The 15,933-nt window shown below is 33.3% G+C and carries 13 protein-coding genes; 7 read left to right on the plus strand and 6 right to left on the minus strand.

What is annotated here, in order from left to right:
- Positions 1-93 precede the first annotated feature (93 nt).
- Positions 94-891, minus strand: coding sequence for a hypothetical protein (locus tag LO744_RS16650; protein WP_230671372.1), 798 nt, complete (start codon positions 889-891; stop codon positions 94-96).
- Positions 892-1,089: 198 nt separating this feature from the next.
- Between LO744_RS16650 and glgP the strand changes: the two genes are divergently transcribed.
- Positions 1,090-2,748, plus strand: a complete 1,659-nt coding sequence (glgP, locus tag LO744_RS16655) for an alpha-glucan family phosphorylase (protein WP_230671374.1) — start codon at positions 1,090-1,092, stop codon at positions 2,746-2,748.
- 258 nt (positions 2,749-3,006) lie between these two features.
- Here the strand turns inward: glgP and LO744_RS16660 are convergent, their stop codons facing one another.
- Positions 3,007-3,471 (minus strand): hypothetical protein, encoded by a 465-nt coding sequence (locus tag LO744_RS16660; protein ID WP_230671376.1) that lies wholly within the window; start codon positions 3,469-3,471, stop codon positions 3,007-3,009.
- A gap of 116 nt (positions 3,472-3,587) precedes the next feature.
- Between LO744_RS16660 and LO744_RS16665 the strand changes: the two genes are divergently transcribed.
- On the plus strand, positions 3,588-5,717 hold the full coding sequence (locus tag LO744_RS16665) for a S9 family peptidase (protein WP_230671378.1): 2,130 nt from the start codon (positions 3,588-3,590) through the stop codon (positions 5,715-5,717).
- 57 nt (positions 5,718-5,774) lie between these two features.
- On the opposite strand, the gene LO744_RS16670 is transcribed toward LO744_RS16665, so the two are convergent.
- Positions 5,775-6,080: a type II toxin-antitoxin system RelE/ParE family toxin gene (locus LO744_RS16670; protein ID WP_230671380.1), complete on the minus strand. Its 306-nt coding sequence runs from the start codon at positions 6,078-6,080 to the stop codon at positions 5,775-5,777.
- Positions 6,067-6,312 (minus strand): hypothetical protein, encoded by a 246-nt coding sequence (locus LO744_RS16675; protein WP_230671382.1) that lies wholly within the window; start codon positions 6,310-6,312, stop codon positions 6,067-6,069. Before LO744_RS16675 ends, LO744_RS16670 begins: the two co-directional genes overlap by 14 nt.
- A gap of 84 nt (positions 6,313-6,396) precedes the next feature.
- Between LO744_RS16675 and LO744_RS16680 the strand changes: the two genes are divergently transcribed.
- From LO744_RS16680 to recG, 5 genes are all read left to right on the plus strand, one after another.
- The gene (locus tag LO744_RS16680) at positions 6,397-8,049 is read left to right on the plus strand and encodes a peptide MFS transporter (protein ID WP_230671384.1); all 1,653 of its coding nucleotides are present in this window, start codon (positions 6,397-6,399) and stop codon (positions 8,047-8,049) included.
- 134 nt (positions 8,050-8,183) lie between these two features.
- Positions 8,184-9,575 carry a peptide MFS transporter gene (locus LO744_RS16685; RefSeq protein ID WP_230671386.1) on the plus strand — a complete coding sequence of 464 codons (1,392 nt, stop codon included), beginning with the start codon at positions 8,184-8,186 and terminating at the stop codon, positions 9,573-9,575.
- Between the two features lie 152 nt (positions 9,576-9,727).
- Positions 9,728-11,239 carry a peptide MFS transporter gene (locus LO744_RS16690; protein WP_230671388.1) on the plus strand — a complete coding sequence of 504 codons (1,512 nt, stop codon included), beginning with the start codon at positions 9,728-9,730 and terminating at the stop codon, positions 11,237-11,239.
- A 101-nt stretch (positions 11,240-11,340) separates the two neighbouring features.
- Positions 11,341-11,874, plus strand: a complete 534-nt coding sequence (locus LO744_RS16695; RefSeq protein WP_230671390.1) for a thioredoxin family protein — start codon at positions 11,341-11,343, stop codon at positions 11,872-11,874.
- Positions 11,875-12,061: 187 nt separating this feature from the next.
- On the plus strand, positions 12,062-14,146 hold the full coding sequence (recG, locus tag LO744_RS16700; protein WP_230671392.1) for an ATP-dependent DNA helicase RecG: 2,085 nt from the start codon (positions 12,062-12,064) through the stop codon (positions 14,144-14,146).
- Positions 14,147-14,180: 34 nt separating this feature from the next.
- On the opposite strand, the gene LO744_RS16705 is transcribed toward recG, so the two are convergent.
- A complete protein-coding gene (locus LO744_RS16705) occupies positions 14,181-14,678 on the minus strand; it encodes a GNAT family N-acetyltransferase (protein ID WP_230671394.1) in 498 nt (165 codons plus the stop codon).
- A 294-nt stretch (positions 14,679-14,972) separates the two neighbouring features.
- Complete coding sequence (gene dapA, locus LO744_RS16710) at positions 14,973-15,845, minus strand: 4-hydroxy-tetrahydrodipicolinate synthase (RefSeq protein WP_230671396.1); 873 nt, start codon at positions 15,843-15,845, stop codon at positions 14,973-14,975.
- Between the last annotated feature and the right edge of the window lie 88 nt (positions 15,846-15,933).

A 15,933-nucleotide genomic window follows, 5' to 3' on the forward strand; every position in this document is an offset into this window, starting at 1 on the left:
CAAATTTAATTAATATCACCAAATATTGACAAAAAGTAAATTTTAACCAATATAATCGATATAAACTTGTATTATTTACATTGATTTTAAAGACTATTTGATATTAGTCATATTACCACAAAGGTTGTCGAGATGGAAAATTTTATGGAAAGGGCTTTTCACATGATGTAAATGTTCTTTGTCTTGAATAAAAGTATATCGTGATGCAATAGAATTCATATCCGAAACAATCACCAGCCAACATTCATCTACAGAAGTGTCATAATAAGGGAATTTTTCGTTCTTTTTTTCGATGAGCTCAATGATTTTTTCAGAACACAACTCATCAAAAAGGCTCATATTGTATTCATAGGTGATAAAAACATTTCTGCGATGAGAAGATTTTCTTATATTTTTTACACAACCAATCGGTTTACCTTTTTTAATGCTTTTATAAATATTTAAAATAATTTCCTCCTGATTTTCGAGAGAATCAAATTTAATATTTGAATGAAATTCTAAAAAATAAACACCACGATATTTCGTAGTGTCTTCTTGTTCTAGGACTATTTCTGCCTGACGGAAAATTTTATTTAAGTTACTCTCCATCTTTTTCATTTCAAGATGATTGATTACTTCGGTTAATTCTATTCCGATTTTTTTTTCGTTAAGTGTGGCGATAAAGTCTGGGCTTTCGCAGGTGAGATCATCAAAGGTAACTTCAGGAAAATGATGCATAAAAGAATTAAGCAATAAGATTTCTGCTTTTTTCTTGTATTTTTCGCGGTCATGAAGTTTTGATTCATCAATCTTTTGGTGATATTTTTCTATCGGCTTTTTTTTCAAATGTCGATTGAGGTAATACAGGCTGAGATTTTTTATTAAATCTTCATCAGAAAATGGTCTTTTCATGTGTGGTCTTTTAAAAGTTAATAATGACACATGGTTTTCACGTTTTAGACTGAAAGTTTTTGATAATCAAAAATTTACACTTAAAGGTAATTAAAAATAAGATTCAACAGCCTCTTTTTAAATAATTTATCATATTATTAATGTAAAGTTTATTTCCTTAATTATATATTTACTTTTTCTAACACAAACAATGATTTTATGGATTTCAGAAATTTCAAAATGCCTTTCAGCATCAATCCAAAATATTCTAAAAAAGTTGCCTATTTTTCGATGGAGTTTGCTCTAGAGCAGGTTTTAAAAATATATTCCGGCGGTTTAGGATTTTTAGCAGGTTCACATATGAGAAGTGCCTACAATCTTAATCAAGATTTAGTAGGAATCGGAATTTTATGGAAATTCGGTTATTACGACCAGGCGAGAAATCACGATCAGACTTTACAACCTACATGGACGAGAAAAATGTACAGCTTTTTAGAAGATACAGGTATAAAGTTTCAAATCGAAATTCACAGTGCTCCGGTTTGGGTAAAAGTATGGTATCTAGATCCTGAAATATTCAATACGGCGCCGATGTTTTTACTTTCTACCGACGTACCAGAAAATGATCACATTTCTAAAACAATTTGCCACAAACTCTACGATGCCAACGAATCTACAAAACTGGCACAATATATTCTTCTTGGGAAAGGAGGTGCAAAGCTTTTAGACGAAATGAATATCGACAGAGAGGTTTATCACCTTAATGAGGCTCACGGTCTTCCTGCGGCTTTTCATTTATTAAAAAAATACAATGGAGACATTCAGAAAGTAAAAGAAAAACTGGTTTTTACCACACACACTCCCGAGGAAGCTGGCAATGAAAAGCATAATCTCAAATTATGCTATGATATGTCTTATTTTTCAGGCTTGAGTATGGAAGAAGCAAAAATGATAGAAGGCTCTGATGGTGAGCTTTTCAACCACTCGCTTTGTGCCTTAAAAATGGCAAGAATTGCAAATGGTGTTTCAAAACTACATGGTGAAGTATCTAGAGCGATGTGGAGTAAATATCCAGGAATCTGCGAAATAAAATCGATTACCAACGCTCAGGAATTTAAATATTGGGCCGACAAAGAACTATACATTTCGAAAGATGAAAATAACGATATCGTTTTCGACTACCGAAAGAAAATTTTAAAGAAGAGATTATTCAGAATTGTAGCCGATCAAACCGGAAATTTATTTGATCCTAATGTATTCACAATTGTTTGGGCAAGAAGATTCGCAGGGTATAAAAGAGCAGACTTACTGTTGCAAGACAAAGAAAGATTCAGAAAACTACTCAATAATCCTGAATATCCCGTACAGATTATTTGGGCAGGAAAACCCTATCCTATGGATTATTCTTCGATTTCTACCTTCAATGTTTTGGTGGAAGAAAGTAAAAATCACAAAAATATGGCAGTTTTAACGGGGTACGAATTGGCTTTAAGCAAATCTTTAAAGCAAGGTTCAGATTTATGGTTAAATAACCCACGAGTTCCGAGAGAAGCTTCCGGTACATCAGGAATGACTGCTGCAATGAACGGTTCTGTAAATCTTTCTACGGACGACGGCTGGGTTCCTGAGTTTGCTAAACACGGTGAAAATGCTTTTGTTGTTGAGAAAGCTGACTATATGAATATGAGTATTTATGAACAAGACCGATATGATTTCAACAAATTATATGAACTTCTTGAGAACGAAATTATTCCTACTTATTACAACCAACCCGATCAATGGCGAAAAATACAGCAAAATTCGATGAAAGATGTAAAACAAAATTTCAACAGCGATAGAATGGCCGATGAATATTACAGCATCATCTACAATGCATAAATAAAACAACCCCGTGAAACTAGTTTTTCACGGGGTTTATTTTTAAATTTAATTTCTTTAGTACATGACAAAAACTTAAAATCTCTTTTTAACCGCAAAAGCATCAAAAGAAATGATTGGAAAAAGAGAAGTTCAAAAGTTTACAAAATATTTCTTTTACTTTATCACTTGTTTTGTTAGCTTTTGGATGACTTATTCATTATAAAATCTTTTGTCACTTTTGCGGTTAAAAAAAATGTCATGTACTAAATTTAATTTCTACGATTTTAGTTTCGAAACAGCAATTTCATAAACACAAGCGTGTTTCAGATATTTTGATCGTTCTCTTGAAGTCACCGATTCTAAATGCCCATTTTTAATAACAATAATCGGGTCTTCGGTATTTTCGATTTCAAAATTGGCAAAATATCTTTCTTCGGGACCTGTTTTGTCCATACTTGCTTTTATTTTTTGAAGCTCACCTGCATATTGTTTAAAACCGGGATCAGAAGAATGTATAAACTTATATTCAGGCCCTGCTTCTACAAAATAATGGAGTTTTTTTTCAATCATTCCAGCTTCATTCGTAATCTGCGGATTATCATTTCCATCTTTAAAAGCGACCTCTACCAACTCTCCACCTTCTTTTTGCACATAACTTTCAGCCTCATTAAAGTTTGAAAATCCTGTAATTACAACTTGATCTTTTAGATCATAACGATTAAGCTTTCTATTAGTTTCCATAATTATTTTTCTTTGATAATAAAATATATTCAATTCTTTTGCCAAAATACAATCACAAAAGCTTTTTATTATCAAATTAATAAAATTATTATCTTTGAAATTCTTTAAATTAAGCAATGAAAAAACTCTTACTTACCCTTACGGTTATAGCGGCATTTCAAAATGCGACATCGCAGGAAATCACTTTAGATAAAATATATTCAGGATACTACCGTGGCAAAGGCATTGCCGGAATTGCATCTATGAAAAACGGTGAAAATTATTTGGTCATCGAGCAAGGCGAAATTGCAAAATATTCTTACAAAACTTCACAGAAAGAAGGAAATTTAGTTGATGGAAATTTTGAAAGCTACGAGTTTTCTGATGATGAATCTAAAATTCTATTATTAAAACAAAGCCAACCCATTTACAGACATTCTTTTTTAGGAGTTTATGATGTAAAAGATTTAAAATCTGGTAAAATTTTAAGTTTAAATGAAGGAAAACCTGTACAGGAACCAAGATTTTCTCCTGATGCTACCAAGATTGCTTTCATTGTTGATAACAATTTGTTTTATCAGGATTTAAATTCAGGAAAAATCACGCAGATTACTGAGCATGGTGTAAAAAATAAAGTATTAAACGGTTTAGCAGACTGGGTATATGAAGAAGAATTTGGGCACGCAAGATTATATGAATGGACCAAAAACTCAGCAGATATTTTATTTGTAAAATTGGTTGAAACCGATGTTCCGGAAATTTTCATCCCTATTTACGGAAAATCATTGTATCCATCCGAAATGCGTTACAAATATCCCAAAGCTGGAGAAAAAAACTCTGTTGCAACGGCACATATTTATCATTTGGCAGACGGAAAAAAGACAACAGTAAACCTTGAGCAATTTAAAAACTACTACATTCCAAATGTTATTCAGACTGCAAATGCAGATGAAATTGTTTTAATTACTTCACAGAGAACGCAAAATGCGTCTGATGTTTTAAAAGTAAATACCAAAACCGGTGAAGTAAAAAAACTATTCACAGAAACTGATGACAAGTGGATTGATACAGACAATGTAACCTTAGAATTCCTTGAAGACAACAGCTTTCTTTGGGCTTCAGAAAGAGATGGTTTCCGTCATTTATATTGGTTTGACAAAGATGGTAAGCTAAAAAAACAAGTTACAAAAGGAAATTGGGAAGTGACAGAATATTACGGTTACAACCCAAAATCTCAGGAAATTTTCGTTCAGACTACAGAAAAAGGAAGTATTAATAAAGTGGTTTCTAAAATCAATATTCAGAACGGAAAATCGCAGTTAATTTCAAATACAGAAGGAAATAACGCTGCTAATTTTAGTAAAAACTACAATTATTTCATCGAAACTTCTTCTACCGCAGCAAAACCTTACACTTTTGTTTTAAAAGACGGAAACGGAAAGCAGTTGAAAGAACTTCAGAATAATGATGATCAGCTAAAAAAATTACAATCAGATAATTTTTCAGTAAAAGAATTCATTACCATTCCAAACGCTGCGGGAGATCAGATGAATGCTTGGATTATTAAGCCTAAAAACTTTGATCCGAATAAAAAATATCCATTATTTATGTACCAATATTCTGGTCCAGGATCTCAGCAAGTTTCTAATTCTTGGGATAATGGAAATGCACTTTGGTTTGAAATGTTGGCTCAAAAAGGATATATCATTGCTTGTGTAGACGGTCGTGGAACAGGATATAAAGGAGCTAAATTTAAAAAAGTAACCTATAAAAACTTAGGAAAATACGAAATTGAAGACCAGATTGTTGCCGCAAAATGGTTAGGAAACCAAAAATACATCGACAAAACAAGAATCGGAATTTTCGGATGGAGCTTCGGAGGATACATGGCGAGTTTGGCAATGACAAAAGGTGCTGATGTTTTCAAAACAGGAATCGCAGTTGCACCGGTTACCAACTGGAGATATTATGACTCTGTTTACACAGAAAGATTTTTATTAACTCCACAGGAAAATCCAGCTGGATATGATGACAATTCACCAACAACCTATGCTAATTTATTGAAAGGGAAATTTTTAATGATTCACGGAACTGCCGATGACAACGTACATTTCCAAAATTCTATGGAATTTTCTGAAGCATTGATTCAAAACAAAAAACAGTTTGAATTTATGGCTTATCCAGATAAAAACCACGGTATTTATGGCGGACAGACAAGACCGCAACTGTATCAGAAAATGACAGATTTTATTTTGGAGAATTTGTAAATTTTCAAATAATTTTTAGACATAAAAAAACCGAATCTTAATTTCAAGATTCGGTTTTTATTTTCTTTCAATCCAATTTTCCGGATTTCTTGAAGTATGAAATACACCATAAATTTCAACTTCATTTTTAAACTCATCAAATTGATAATGAATCCCGTAAGGAAATTTCCGCAAGAATACAATTCTGCTTACATCATATTTTATTTCTGATGCAAGAGCATTTTCACTGATGAAATTAATTTTCAAATAAAATTCTTTAATAAAAAAGCTCCATATTTTTTTGTCAATTTTGCTATACCACTGATTAATTTCTTTTAAATCAGCTTTCACAAAATGAGTATAAATAATTTTAGCTTTCTGCATCTAATTTTTTTATAAAATCGTTCATCTCAGATTCGGAAACAAAACTTTCAGGATGTTCTTGCGAATATTTTATTCTTCTTCTTACCTCCTCTTTTTGCCATTCAGGAACTTCATATTTATTTTCTTTACAATGTTTGTATCTCAAAAAATCGATATAATCATTCACTTGCCCAAAAAATTCTTTGGGAAGAGATTTTAAATTTTGTTCAATCTCTTTAATGCTGATTTCCATTTCACTAAATTTTACTCAAAGTTAATAAAATTCGAATATTGTTTTTAAAATTTTATATTTGTGAAATTGTAAAAAATCTTATACATGAAAACCAAACATCCTAAAGGGCTTCCCTATTTATTTTTCACAGAAATGTGGGAGCGTTTCGGCTATTATTTAATTCTCGGAATTTTTGTACTCTACATGATAGACAGTGAAAAAGGAGGATTAGCTTTTGACGATAAAAATGCTGACGATATTTTCGGAACTTTTATCGCATTAACTTATTTAACACCATTTTTAGGTGGATTTTTGGCCGACAGACTTTTAGGATACATTAAAGCCATCTATATTGGGGGATTCTTAATGGGGCTAGGCTATCTCGGGATTGGTTTTTTTAAAGAACTCCCTCTGTTTTATGCCTCATTAGCATTAATCATCATCGGAAACGGATTTTTTAAACCTAGTATTTCTACACTTCTAGGAAATTTATACAACGAAGAACCTTATAAAGCCAATAAAGATGCAGGATACAATATTTTCTATATGGGAATCAACATTGGAGCTTTTGTCTGTAATATTATTGCTGCTTTCATGCGTAACAAATACGGATGGGGACCCGCATTTATGACCGCGGGAGTAGGAATGTTTGTAGGACTTTTGGTTTTCTCTATCGGAAGACAGCATATTCTTCAGGCAAATGTTTTGAAACCTGCACAAGAAGGTGACACCAAAATATCTGATGTTTTGGTAAAAGTATTTTTACCAGCCGTAATTTTCGGATTGATTGGATGGTTTATTCCAAACAATATTTTTGGTAGCGACAGTACAGATGCGTTTATTTTCGCATGTATTCCAGTGATTTATTTCTACGTCATGTTGTATGTAAAAGCAAATGCTGAAGACAAAAAACCAATTGGTGCTTTGCTTGCAATTTTTGCAGTAAGTTTAATGTTTTGGGCAGTTTTCAAACAAAACGGAACCGCTTTAACACGTTGGGCGAATTATTATACCGAAAGAACCGTTCCTAAAGCGATAGAAAAACCTTTAGAAGCCATTTATTTGGTGGATAAAAAAGATTATCTAGATAAAGAAGTTTCGGTGTATGATGACCAGTATCAGGTGAAAAAAGACGAAAATGGTAAAGCTTTAAAAGAGCAAGGAAAAGATATTTATTTCAGAAATGTCTCAGAAGCTGAACGAGCAAAGTTAGAAGCAAATCCTTCACAAACAGTTAATCTCTACAACACAGAATTATTCCAATCGATTAATCCTGGTTGGGTAATTTTATTGACGCCGGTTGTGGTTGCATTCTTTATGATGCTTCGTAAAAAAGGGAAAGAACCAAGCACACCTTCAAAAATTGTTTTAGGATTATTTATCTCAGCATTATCATGTTTAGTAATGGTAGGAGCGGTTTACGCCGGACAAAATGGCTTGGTAAAAGTCTCCGCTTTATGGCTAATTGCAGCTTACGGGGTTATTACTGTGGGCGAACTTTGTTTGTCACCCATGGGATTATCTTTAGTTTCAAAACTTTCGCCACCAAGATTAACAGCTTTGATGATGGGTGGGTTCTTCCTTTCAACATCAATCGGAAACAAACTTTCAGGTGTTTTAGCGAGTTTCTGGTATGATTATGACAATAAAGCGAATTTCTTTATCGTTAATTTTGGTCTCTTACTTTTAGCAACTTTACTTGGACTTTCAATTTTGAAAAGACTAAATAAAATAATGAAAGAAAAAGGAGTAAATTAATTACATCTAAATTCTAAAAATACTAAGCTGCGGAGGGTTCCGCAGCTTTTTTCTTTAAAAATAAAATTAAAACCTTGCCAAAAACCCAAAAAAAACTATATTTGTGGGTCTTAACAGAAATTTAACAATCAAATATGGATACAGTACAGAAGAAGGGACATCCTAAAGGCTTGTACCTTTTGTTCTTCACCGAGATGTGGGAGCGTTTTTCTTATTATGGAATGCGTGCAATTTTAATCCTTTATCTTACGAAAAAATTAATCGAAGGAGGATTAGGAATGGATGAGCAGAATGCAACCTTATTATATGGTTACTTCACAGGTCTTGTCTATTTTACACCACTTATCGGAGGTTGGCTTGCTGATAAATTCTTAGGAAAACGTCTGGCAATTACAATCGGAGGTATTACCATGATGATTGGTCAGTTTGTTTTGTTCGGAATGAATTCTACGACAGGTCTCTACATTGGTTTAGCATTACTAATCATTGGAAATGGTTTCTTTAAACCTAATATATCCACGCTAGTAGGTGGTTTATATCCGGATGGTGATGATAGAAGAGACTCTGCATTCTCTATTTTCTATATGGGAATCAACTTAGGAGCTTTATTGGCACCGTTCATTATCGGATATTTTACAGATAACCTTTTTGCAACAACCAACGCAGACGGATCTATTGCTTACGGGTACAGATATGGTTTCCTTGCTGCTGGGGTCGGAATGTTTTTAGGACAGGTTGTATTTAATGTGTTTGCTCAAAAATACTTGGGAGATTTAGGTACAAAACCTATTAAAACCTCTTCTGCGGATGAAAAATCTACAGAAGCAAGCTCAATCAATCCTGTTACAGGAAAGCCATTAACTAAACCTGAAGAAGGACAAAGAATTACAGTAATCTTTATTTTATTCTTATTCGCCGTATTCTTCTGGGCTGGTTTCGAGCAGGCAGGTTCATCTTTATCATTATATACAGATAAATTTATCAACAGAAACGTTTTCGGATTTGAAATTCCTACATCATGGTTTCAGTCGGTTAACCCTATTTTCATTGTAACATTAGCGCCATTATTTGCTATGTTCTGGAGTTCTAAATTAGGTAAAAAGCTTTCTACGCCTGTAAAAATGGGTGTCGGTATGATTATCTTAGGAATCGGTTTCTGGTTTATGCTTGGAGCTGTTGCAGAAAGAAATGCAAACGGTGATATTGCTGACATTGCAAACAAAGCAGGAATTATGTGGTTGATTATGACTTATTTACTACACACCATTGGGGAGCTTTGTCTTTCACCGGTAGGTTTATCTGTAGTAACTAAATTATCTCCTCCAAAATTAGCTTCAATCTTGATGGCTGTTTGGATGTTATCTTCTTCAATTGCCAACTTCATCGGAGGATTCTTGGCTTCAATCGTGGAAACTTTAGGAGCAGGACAAGTATTTACATATATTTCAGGATTTGTAATTGTTTGTGGAGTATTACTTCTTTTATTAAGCAAGTATATCACTAAAATGATGCATGGTGTAAAATAAAAACTATTTTTCAAAATAATAATTAAACCTCTGATTTTTTCAGAGGTTTTTTTTACATTCGTATGATAGAAGATTCTTTATTAAATGTCAATATAAATTTGTGACGCATTGAGTCACAAAATGAATCAATAATCATTCATCAATTATAACTCATGAACTTAACTCTCGACGAAATACAAAATTTCAAAGGAAAATATCCTAAACAAATCTGGTCACTCTTTTTTTCCGAAATGTGGGAACGTTTCTGCTTCTACGGAATGCGCGGAATGCTCGTTTTCTTTATGATTTCTCAACTCAATTTCCACGAAAAAGAAGCCAATCTTCAATATGGAGCAACTCAAGCTTTCGTTTATGCGTTTACTTTTATTGGCGGGCTTTTCGCAGATAAAATTTTAGGTTTCAGAAAATCTCTTTTTTGGGGTGGACTTTTAATGATTATCGGAAGTTTAATTTTAGCAACAGACCCACACCAATTTTTCTTTTTAGGAATTGCTTTTACAGTCGTAGGAACAGGTTTTTTTAAACCTAATATTTCATCAATGGTGGGCCAGCTTTACAAACCAAACGACTCAAGAGCAGATGCTGGATTCTCTCTTTTTTATGCAGGAATTAATCTTGGAGCACTTCTCGGAGGTTATTTATGCATCGCAATAGGAAAGGGAGAATTGCTGTCTCATTTAATCCCAGAAGGTTTACATTGGAATGTTGCTTTCGGATTAGCAGCCATTGTAATGGTTATCAGCTTGATTAATTTTGTTTTCACGCAAAGAAGTTTGGGGACAATTGGTCTTCAACCAGGGCATCCGGAAAATGAAATAAAATCTGCACCCATACCAAAATGGAAAGAATATGGAGTATATGTTTTATCATTAATATTCATTCCTATTATCATGACAATGGTTTCTGTTCCTGAATATACCGATTATTTCATGTGGACTGTTGGACCTTTAACTTTGATTTATTTATTCTTTGAAATGTCTAAAGTTACTACCGCAGAAAGAAAAAAACTTTGGGCAGCTTTGGTATTTATCTTATTCTCAATCTTATTTTGGGGAATTTATGAGCAAAGTGGAGGTTCATTAAGTATTTTTGCTGCGAAAAATTTAAATAAAGACCTTTTAGGATTAGACCCAAATGGGGTCAATAATTCTGGAGGTGCTTTTTTCATTATTTTCTTAGCTCCATTACTCGGTTTATTATGGATTTGGCTGAGTAAAAAAAGAATTGAGCCCAATACTATTATTAAATTTGGTTTAGGATTTATATTTTTAGGATTAGGATATTACGTTTTATTTGCCACAAGATTATTTGCCGATTTACAGGGAATCACTTCGTTAAATTTCTTTACAATAGCATTGCTAGTTATCACTTTGGGAGAATTATGCCTCTCTCCTATCGGATTATCGATTATGACTAAACTTTCCACCAAAAACCTTCAGGGAATGATGATGGGAATGTGGTTTCTCGCTTCAGCTTATGGACAATATGTTGCAGGAATTATTGGAGCTGGTTTAGCCGATGCAAAAGAAGGCTCCACCAATTATGATGCGTTAATTACCTATACAGAAGGTTACAAACAGCTCGGACTTTATGCAGTAATTGCTGGTGTGGTATTGATTTTGATATCTCCATGGGTGAAAAAACTAATGCAGGATGTTCGATAACAATTTAAAAATGTATTGATTATGAAATCGCTTCACTATTTTAGACATAAGCCTTAACTAAGTGCAGCGATTTCATATGACATAAAAAATAAAAACAACAGATGAAAAAGATATTTGCTTTTCTCTTTATTATTCAATCTTTTTTTGCTTTTTCCCAGGTAAAATGGATGACTATTGAAGAAGCTTTGAATGCACAAAAAACTCAACCTAAGAAAATACTCATCGACTTTTATGCAGATTGGTGTGGGCCATGCAAAATCATGGATAAAAAAACCTATGGAAATTCCATAATTTATGAGTTTTTAAATGAAAATTACTATCCTGTAAAATTTGATGCAGAAGACAAAAGAACGATTGAAATTTTTGGAAGAAAATTCTCCAATGAAAATACGTCTCATAAAAGAGGACGGAATTCACTTCATGAGTTTACTCAATTTATGAATGTAAATGCAGTTCCGAGTACTGTTTTTCTTGATGAAAAAGGAAGTCCTATTACCATTTTACAGGGCGAATTATCTGCTAAAGAACTAGAACCGTATCTCGGCTTTATTTCAACCGATTTATTCAAGAAAATCAAAAGTCGTGAAGATTGGGAATCTTATCAAAAGAAATTTAAATCTAAAATACAAGAGTAAATGTTTTATTGCCACGAATAAAATTTTAAATAAAATCAGTCGTGCCATTCGTGGCAAAATAATAATTAATAAAAACCTGCTCAATCAGCATAACCTGTGAGAGTAAATAAAACAGAACCTAAGCTTTCAAACCTGAAAGCTTTTTTTATTGCTGAAATTTCACGAAATTCGTGCCTCAAAATATTTTTTGACTTTAGAAACATCCATAGAATTTGTAAAAGGAATCGGTCCTGAACGAGCCAAACTCATTAAAAATGTGTTGGGAATTTCTACAGTGGATGACCTTCTTAACTTCTACCCGATTCGGTATTTAGATAAAAACAAAATTTACAAAGTCTCACAACTTCAGGAAAGTAATATTGAAATTCAGCTGAAAGGAAAAATTTCAAACGTACAGGAAATTCTTACCGGAAAAGTGAAAAGATTGACGGCAAAATTTAATGATGATACCGGAAGTATGGATTTGGTGTGGTTTCAGTATTCAAAATGGCTGAAAGAACAGATTCCTGTAAATCGTGAGGTTTTTATTTTCGGAAAAATCAATGCGTTTAACAATCAATTTTCAATGCCACATCCGGAAATTGAAGTTGACGAAAACAAAGAAAAAAGCGAGCGTTTAAAACCGATTTACCCAAGTTCTGAAAAACTGACAAAAAGAGGGTTAACCCAAAAGTTTTTTCAGGCTATTCTTAGAAATATATGTCTCGAAATCCCTAGTCTCATTCAGGAAAACCTTCCGGAATCTATCATGAGTTCGATGAAGTTTATTTCAAGACAAAAAACATTTCTGAATATTCATTTTCCAAAGAATTTAGATTATTTTGAAATTGCCAATCAACGGTTAAAGTTTGAAGAATCCTTCTTTTTTCAATTAGGATATGCCTTAAAAAAGCTTCATCATAAAACACAATCTACAGGAAATCCGTTTCCGATTGTAGGTGATCATTTTACCGGATTTTACGAAAAACATCTTCCTTTTGAACTCACCGGCGCTCAAAAAAGGGTGTTGAAGGAAATAAGAATTGATATGAAAAGGCCCATTCAAATGAACAGGCTTTTGCAGGGAGATGTTGGTTCGGGAAAAACAATGGTGGCTCTATTAACGATGTTGATTGCTCTAGATAACGGTTTTCAGAGTTGTTTAATGGCACCTACAGAAATTCTTGCGCAACAACATTACAACGGAATCAAAGATTTATTAAAAGACACCGAGATTAAAGTCAGCCTTTTAACCGGTTCAGTAAAAGCTGCCGCCAGAAAAATCATTCACGAAGAACTCGAAAACGGCCAACTTTCAATTCTAATTGGAACTCATGCTGTTTTGGAAGACAAGGTTAAATTTAAAAATCTTGGATTGGCGATTATCGATGAGCAACATCGATTTGGTGTCGCACAACGAGCAAAACTTTGGGCTAAAAATAAAATCCCACCTCATATTTTGGTGATGACGGCAACGCCAATTCCAAGAACTTTGGCGATGAGTTTTTATTCTGACCTAGATGTTTCGGTGATTGACGAGTTGCCCATTGGAAGAAAAGCGATTATTACAGCGCACAGAAGAGAAAAAGACCGCACTTATGTTTACCATTTCTGTCATGAAGAAATCCGTAAAGGGCGACAAATCTATTTCGTTTATCCTTTGATTGAAGAATCTGAAACCTTAGATTATAAAAATCTGCAGGAAGGTTTGGAGCACATTATGGATAATTTTTCAAACTATAATGTAACGATGCTTCACGGGAAAATGAAACCCGATGAGAAAGATGCCGCCATGAATTATTTTGCATCAGGAAAATCACAAATTATGGTTGCAACAACCGTTATTGAAGTAGGTGTAAATGTTCCGAATGCTTCGGTTATGGTGATTGAAAGTGCCGAAAGATTTGGTCTCTCACAGCTTCATCAGCTTCGTGGCCGTGTCGGAAGAGGTGCCGAACAGAGCTATTGCATTCTGATGACCTCTGATAAACTTTCCAGCGATAGCAGAACCCGTATCAAAACGATGGTGGAGACCAACGATGGTTTTAAGATTTCTGAAGTTGATATGCAATTGCGTGGTCCGGGAGATATTTTAGGAACACAGCAAAGTGGTGTCGTTGATTTTAAAAGACTCGATTTGGTGAATGACTCCCAAATCATTAAAACCACAAAAAAAATGGTCGACAAAATCCTAGAAACCGACCCGCATTTATCCAGAACTGACCATCAGATTATTAAAAATTATTACATCCAAAATTATAAAGGGAAGAATAAGTGGAGTAAGATTTCTTAAAGTTGAGCTGCAACCAATTGAATAAATAGAAAAATTACAAATTTGTTTCCATCAAATAATCATCCATCACATACCCATTTCCAATATCAAAAACGCCATCATCATAGACTTTATAGCCTTGAGATTCGTAAAAACTTTTTGCAGCATTATATTTATTGACATTTAAAATAATTCTGTCGTCACCACTTTCTTTTACTTTTTCATTTAAAAATTCGAGCGTTTTTTTGCCCAAACCTTTTCCTTTACTTTCCGGAACAAGATAAATTCGGTGAAGTTTGGTAGTGCTATCTTCGTAATGATTTTCAAAACCAATAAACCCGTCATAATCATTAGAAGTTTCGTCAAAAACTAAATAATAATGATAATTAGAATTGTCTAAATGCGCTGAAATTTCTGCTTCTGAATACATTGTTTCAAGCATATATCCCATCTGCTCTTGAGAAAGAATTTCTGCATAGGCATTTTCCCAAGACCTCTTGGCTAAATCCTGAATTAAAGGGATGTTTTCTTTTGTTGCTTTGATTAGTTTCATGCTTGATAAATTATAAAAAATCATTTAACACATTAGAACACTTAAGTTTTTTAGTTTAATTACTTTGAAAACATTAAGAACACATAAGACGAAAATCAAAGATTTTCAAAGACTAATGTGTTCTTTTCAACATTCGAATCACTCACTTAAAGGAACTAATGTGTTTTAAAAAATTATAGTTAAGTAGTAAGATTAAAAAAGTGAAAAGCACTACACTTTTCACTTTCAATTTATTCTTTAAATAAATATAAATTTCACTACTGACTTGCATAGCAAAATTCACCATTCACTTTTTTAAATGTTTTTCATTTCAGTCTTAATCTTTCCATGAAGTCCTTCAGAAGCAGGAACTAGAGGAAGTCTTAAGTAATTTTTAATCAATCCCATCTCGGCAAGAATCACTTTAACTCCGCAAGGATTTCCTTCAGCAAAAATTAATCTTGTGATTTCTACCAATTTGTTGTGAATCTCATAAGCTTCATCCACTTTTTTATCAAAAGCCAACTGAACCATTGTAGAAAATTCTTTTGGATATGCCTGTCCGATTACAGAAATCACTCCTGCTCCACCTGCTAAAGTTACCGGAAGTGTATATTCATCATCACCAGAAACCAAATTGAAGCCTTCAGGTTTTTTTCTTAAAATATCAAAATACTGAAGAATATTTGGTGCAGCTTCTTTAATCAAGAATAAATTCGGAAACTCATTTGCTAAACGCAAAGTAGTTTCAGCTTCTAAATTTTGTCCGGTTCTTGAAGGAACGTTATAAATGATAATATTTTTCCCTGTAGAAGCCAAAACTTTATAATGTTGATAAAGCCCTTCTTGATTTGGCTTGTTATAATAAGGAGACACCGATAAAACTGCCGTGAAATCTGACAAATCAGTTTCTTCAATTTGCTGTTTGACTTCCAGAGTATTGTTTCCGCCAATTCCTAAAACCAAAGGAAGACGTTTATTATTAACCTTAATGATGTGCTCAACTACCTGTTTCTTCTCATCTGAAGAAAGTGTAGCAGCTTCTGCTGTAGTTCCCAATACTACCAAATAGTTGGTTCCGTTTTCGATGTTATATTCAACAAGTTTTGTTAAACTTTCGAAATCTACGGATAAATCTTCATTAAAGGGTGTTACCAAAGCAACACCTACTCCTTTTAAAATGCTCATCTGTTCGAATTATTTTCTCCAAATTTAATCAATTCATACAAGAATTTACAATATTTAATCTTATTTTATTATACATATAATTATATTT

The sequence above is a fragment of the Chryseobacterium turcicum genome, assembly GCF_021010565.1.
In the GTDB taxonomy this organism is placed as follows: Bacteria; Bacteroidota; Bacteroidia; order Flavobacteriales; family Weeksellaceae; genus Chryseobacterium; species Chryseobacterium turcicum.

Coding starts and splice junctions, on each gene's coding strand:
- LO744_RS16650 (WP_230671372.1), bottom strand. CDS start 891: ATGAAAAGACCATTTTCTGATGAAGATTTAATAAAAAATCTCAGCCTG.
- glgP (WP_230671374.1), top strand. CDS start 1,090: ATGGATTTCAGAAATTTCAAAATGCCTTTCAGCATCAATCCAAAATAT.
- LO744_RS16660 (WP_230671376.1), bottom strand. CDS start 3,471: ATGGAAACTAATAGAAAGCTTAATCGTTATGATCTAAAAGATCAAGTT.
- LO744_RS16665 (WP_230671378.1), top strand. CDS start 3,588: ATGAAAAAACTCTTACTTACCCTTACGGTTATAGCGGCATTTCAAAAT.
- LO744_RS16670 (WP_230671380.1), bottom strand. CDS start 6,080: ATGCAGAAAGCTAAAATTATTTATACTCATTTTGTGAAAGCTGATTTA.
- LO744_RS16675 (WP_230671382.1), bottom strand. CDS start 6,312: ATGGAAATCAGCATTAAAGAGATTGAACAAAATTTAAAATCTCTTCCC.
- LO744_RS16680 (WP_230671384.1), top strand. CDS start 6,397: ATGAAAACCAAACATCCTAAAGGGCTTCCCTATTTATTTTTCACAGAA.
- LO744_RS16685 (WP_230671386.1), top strand. CDS start 8,184: ATGGATACAGTACAGAAGAAGGGACATCCTAAAGGCTTGTACCTTTTG.
- LO744_RS16690 (WP_230671388.1), top strand. CDS start 9,728: ATGAACTTAACTCTCGACGAAATACAAAATTTCAAAGGAAAATATCCT.
- LO744_RS16695 (WP_230671390.1), top strand. CDS start 11,341: ATGAAAAAGATATTTGCTTTTCTCTTTATTATTCAATCTTTTTTTGCT.
- LO744_RS16705 (WP_230671394.1), bottom strand. CDS start 14,678: ATGAAACTAATCAAAGCAACAAAAGAAAACATCCCTTTAATTCAGGAT.
- dapA (WP_230671396.1), bottom strand. CDS start 15,845: ATGAGCATTTTAAAAGGAGTAGGTGTTGCTTTGGTAACACCCTTTAAT.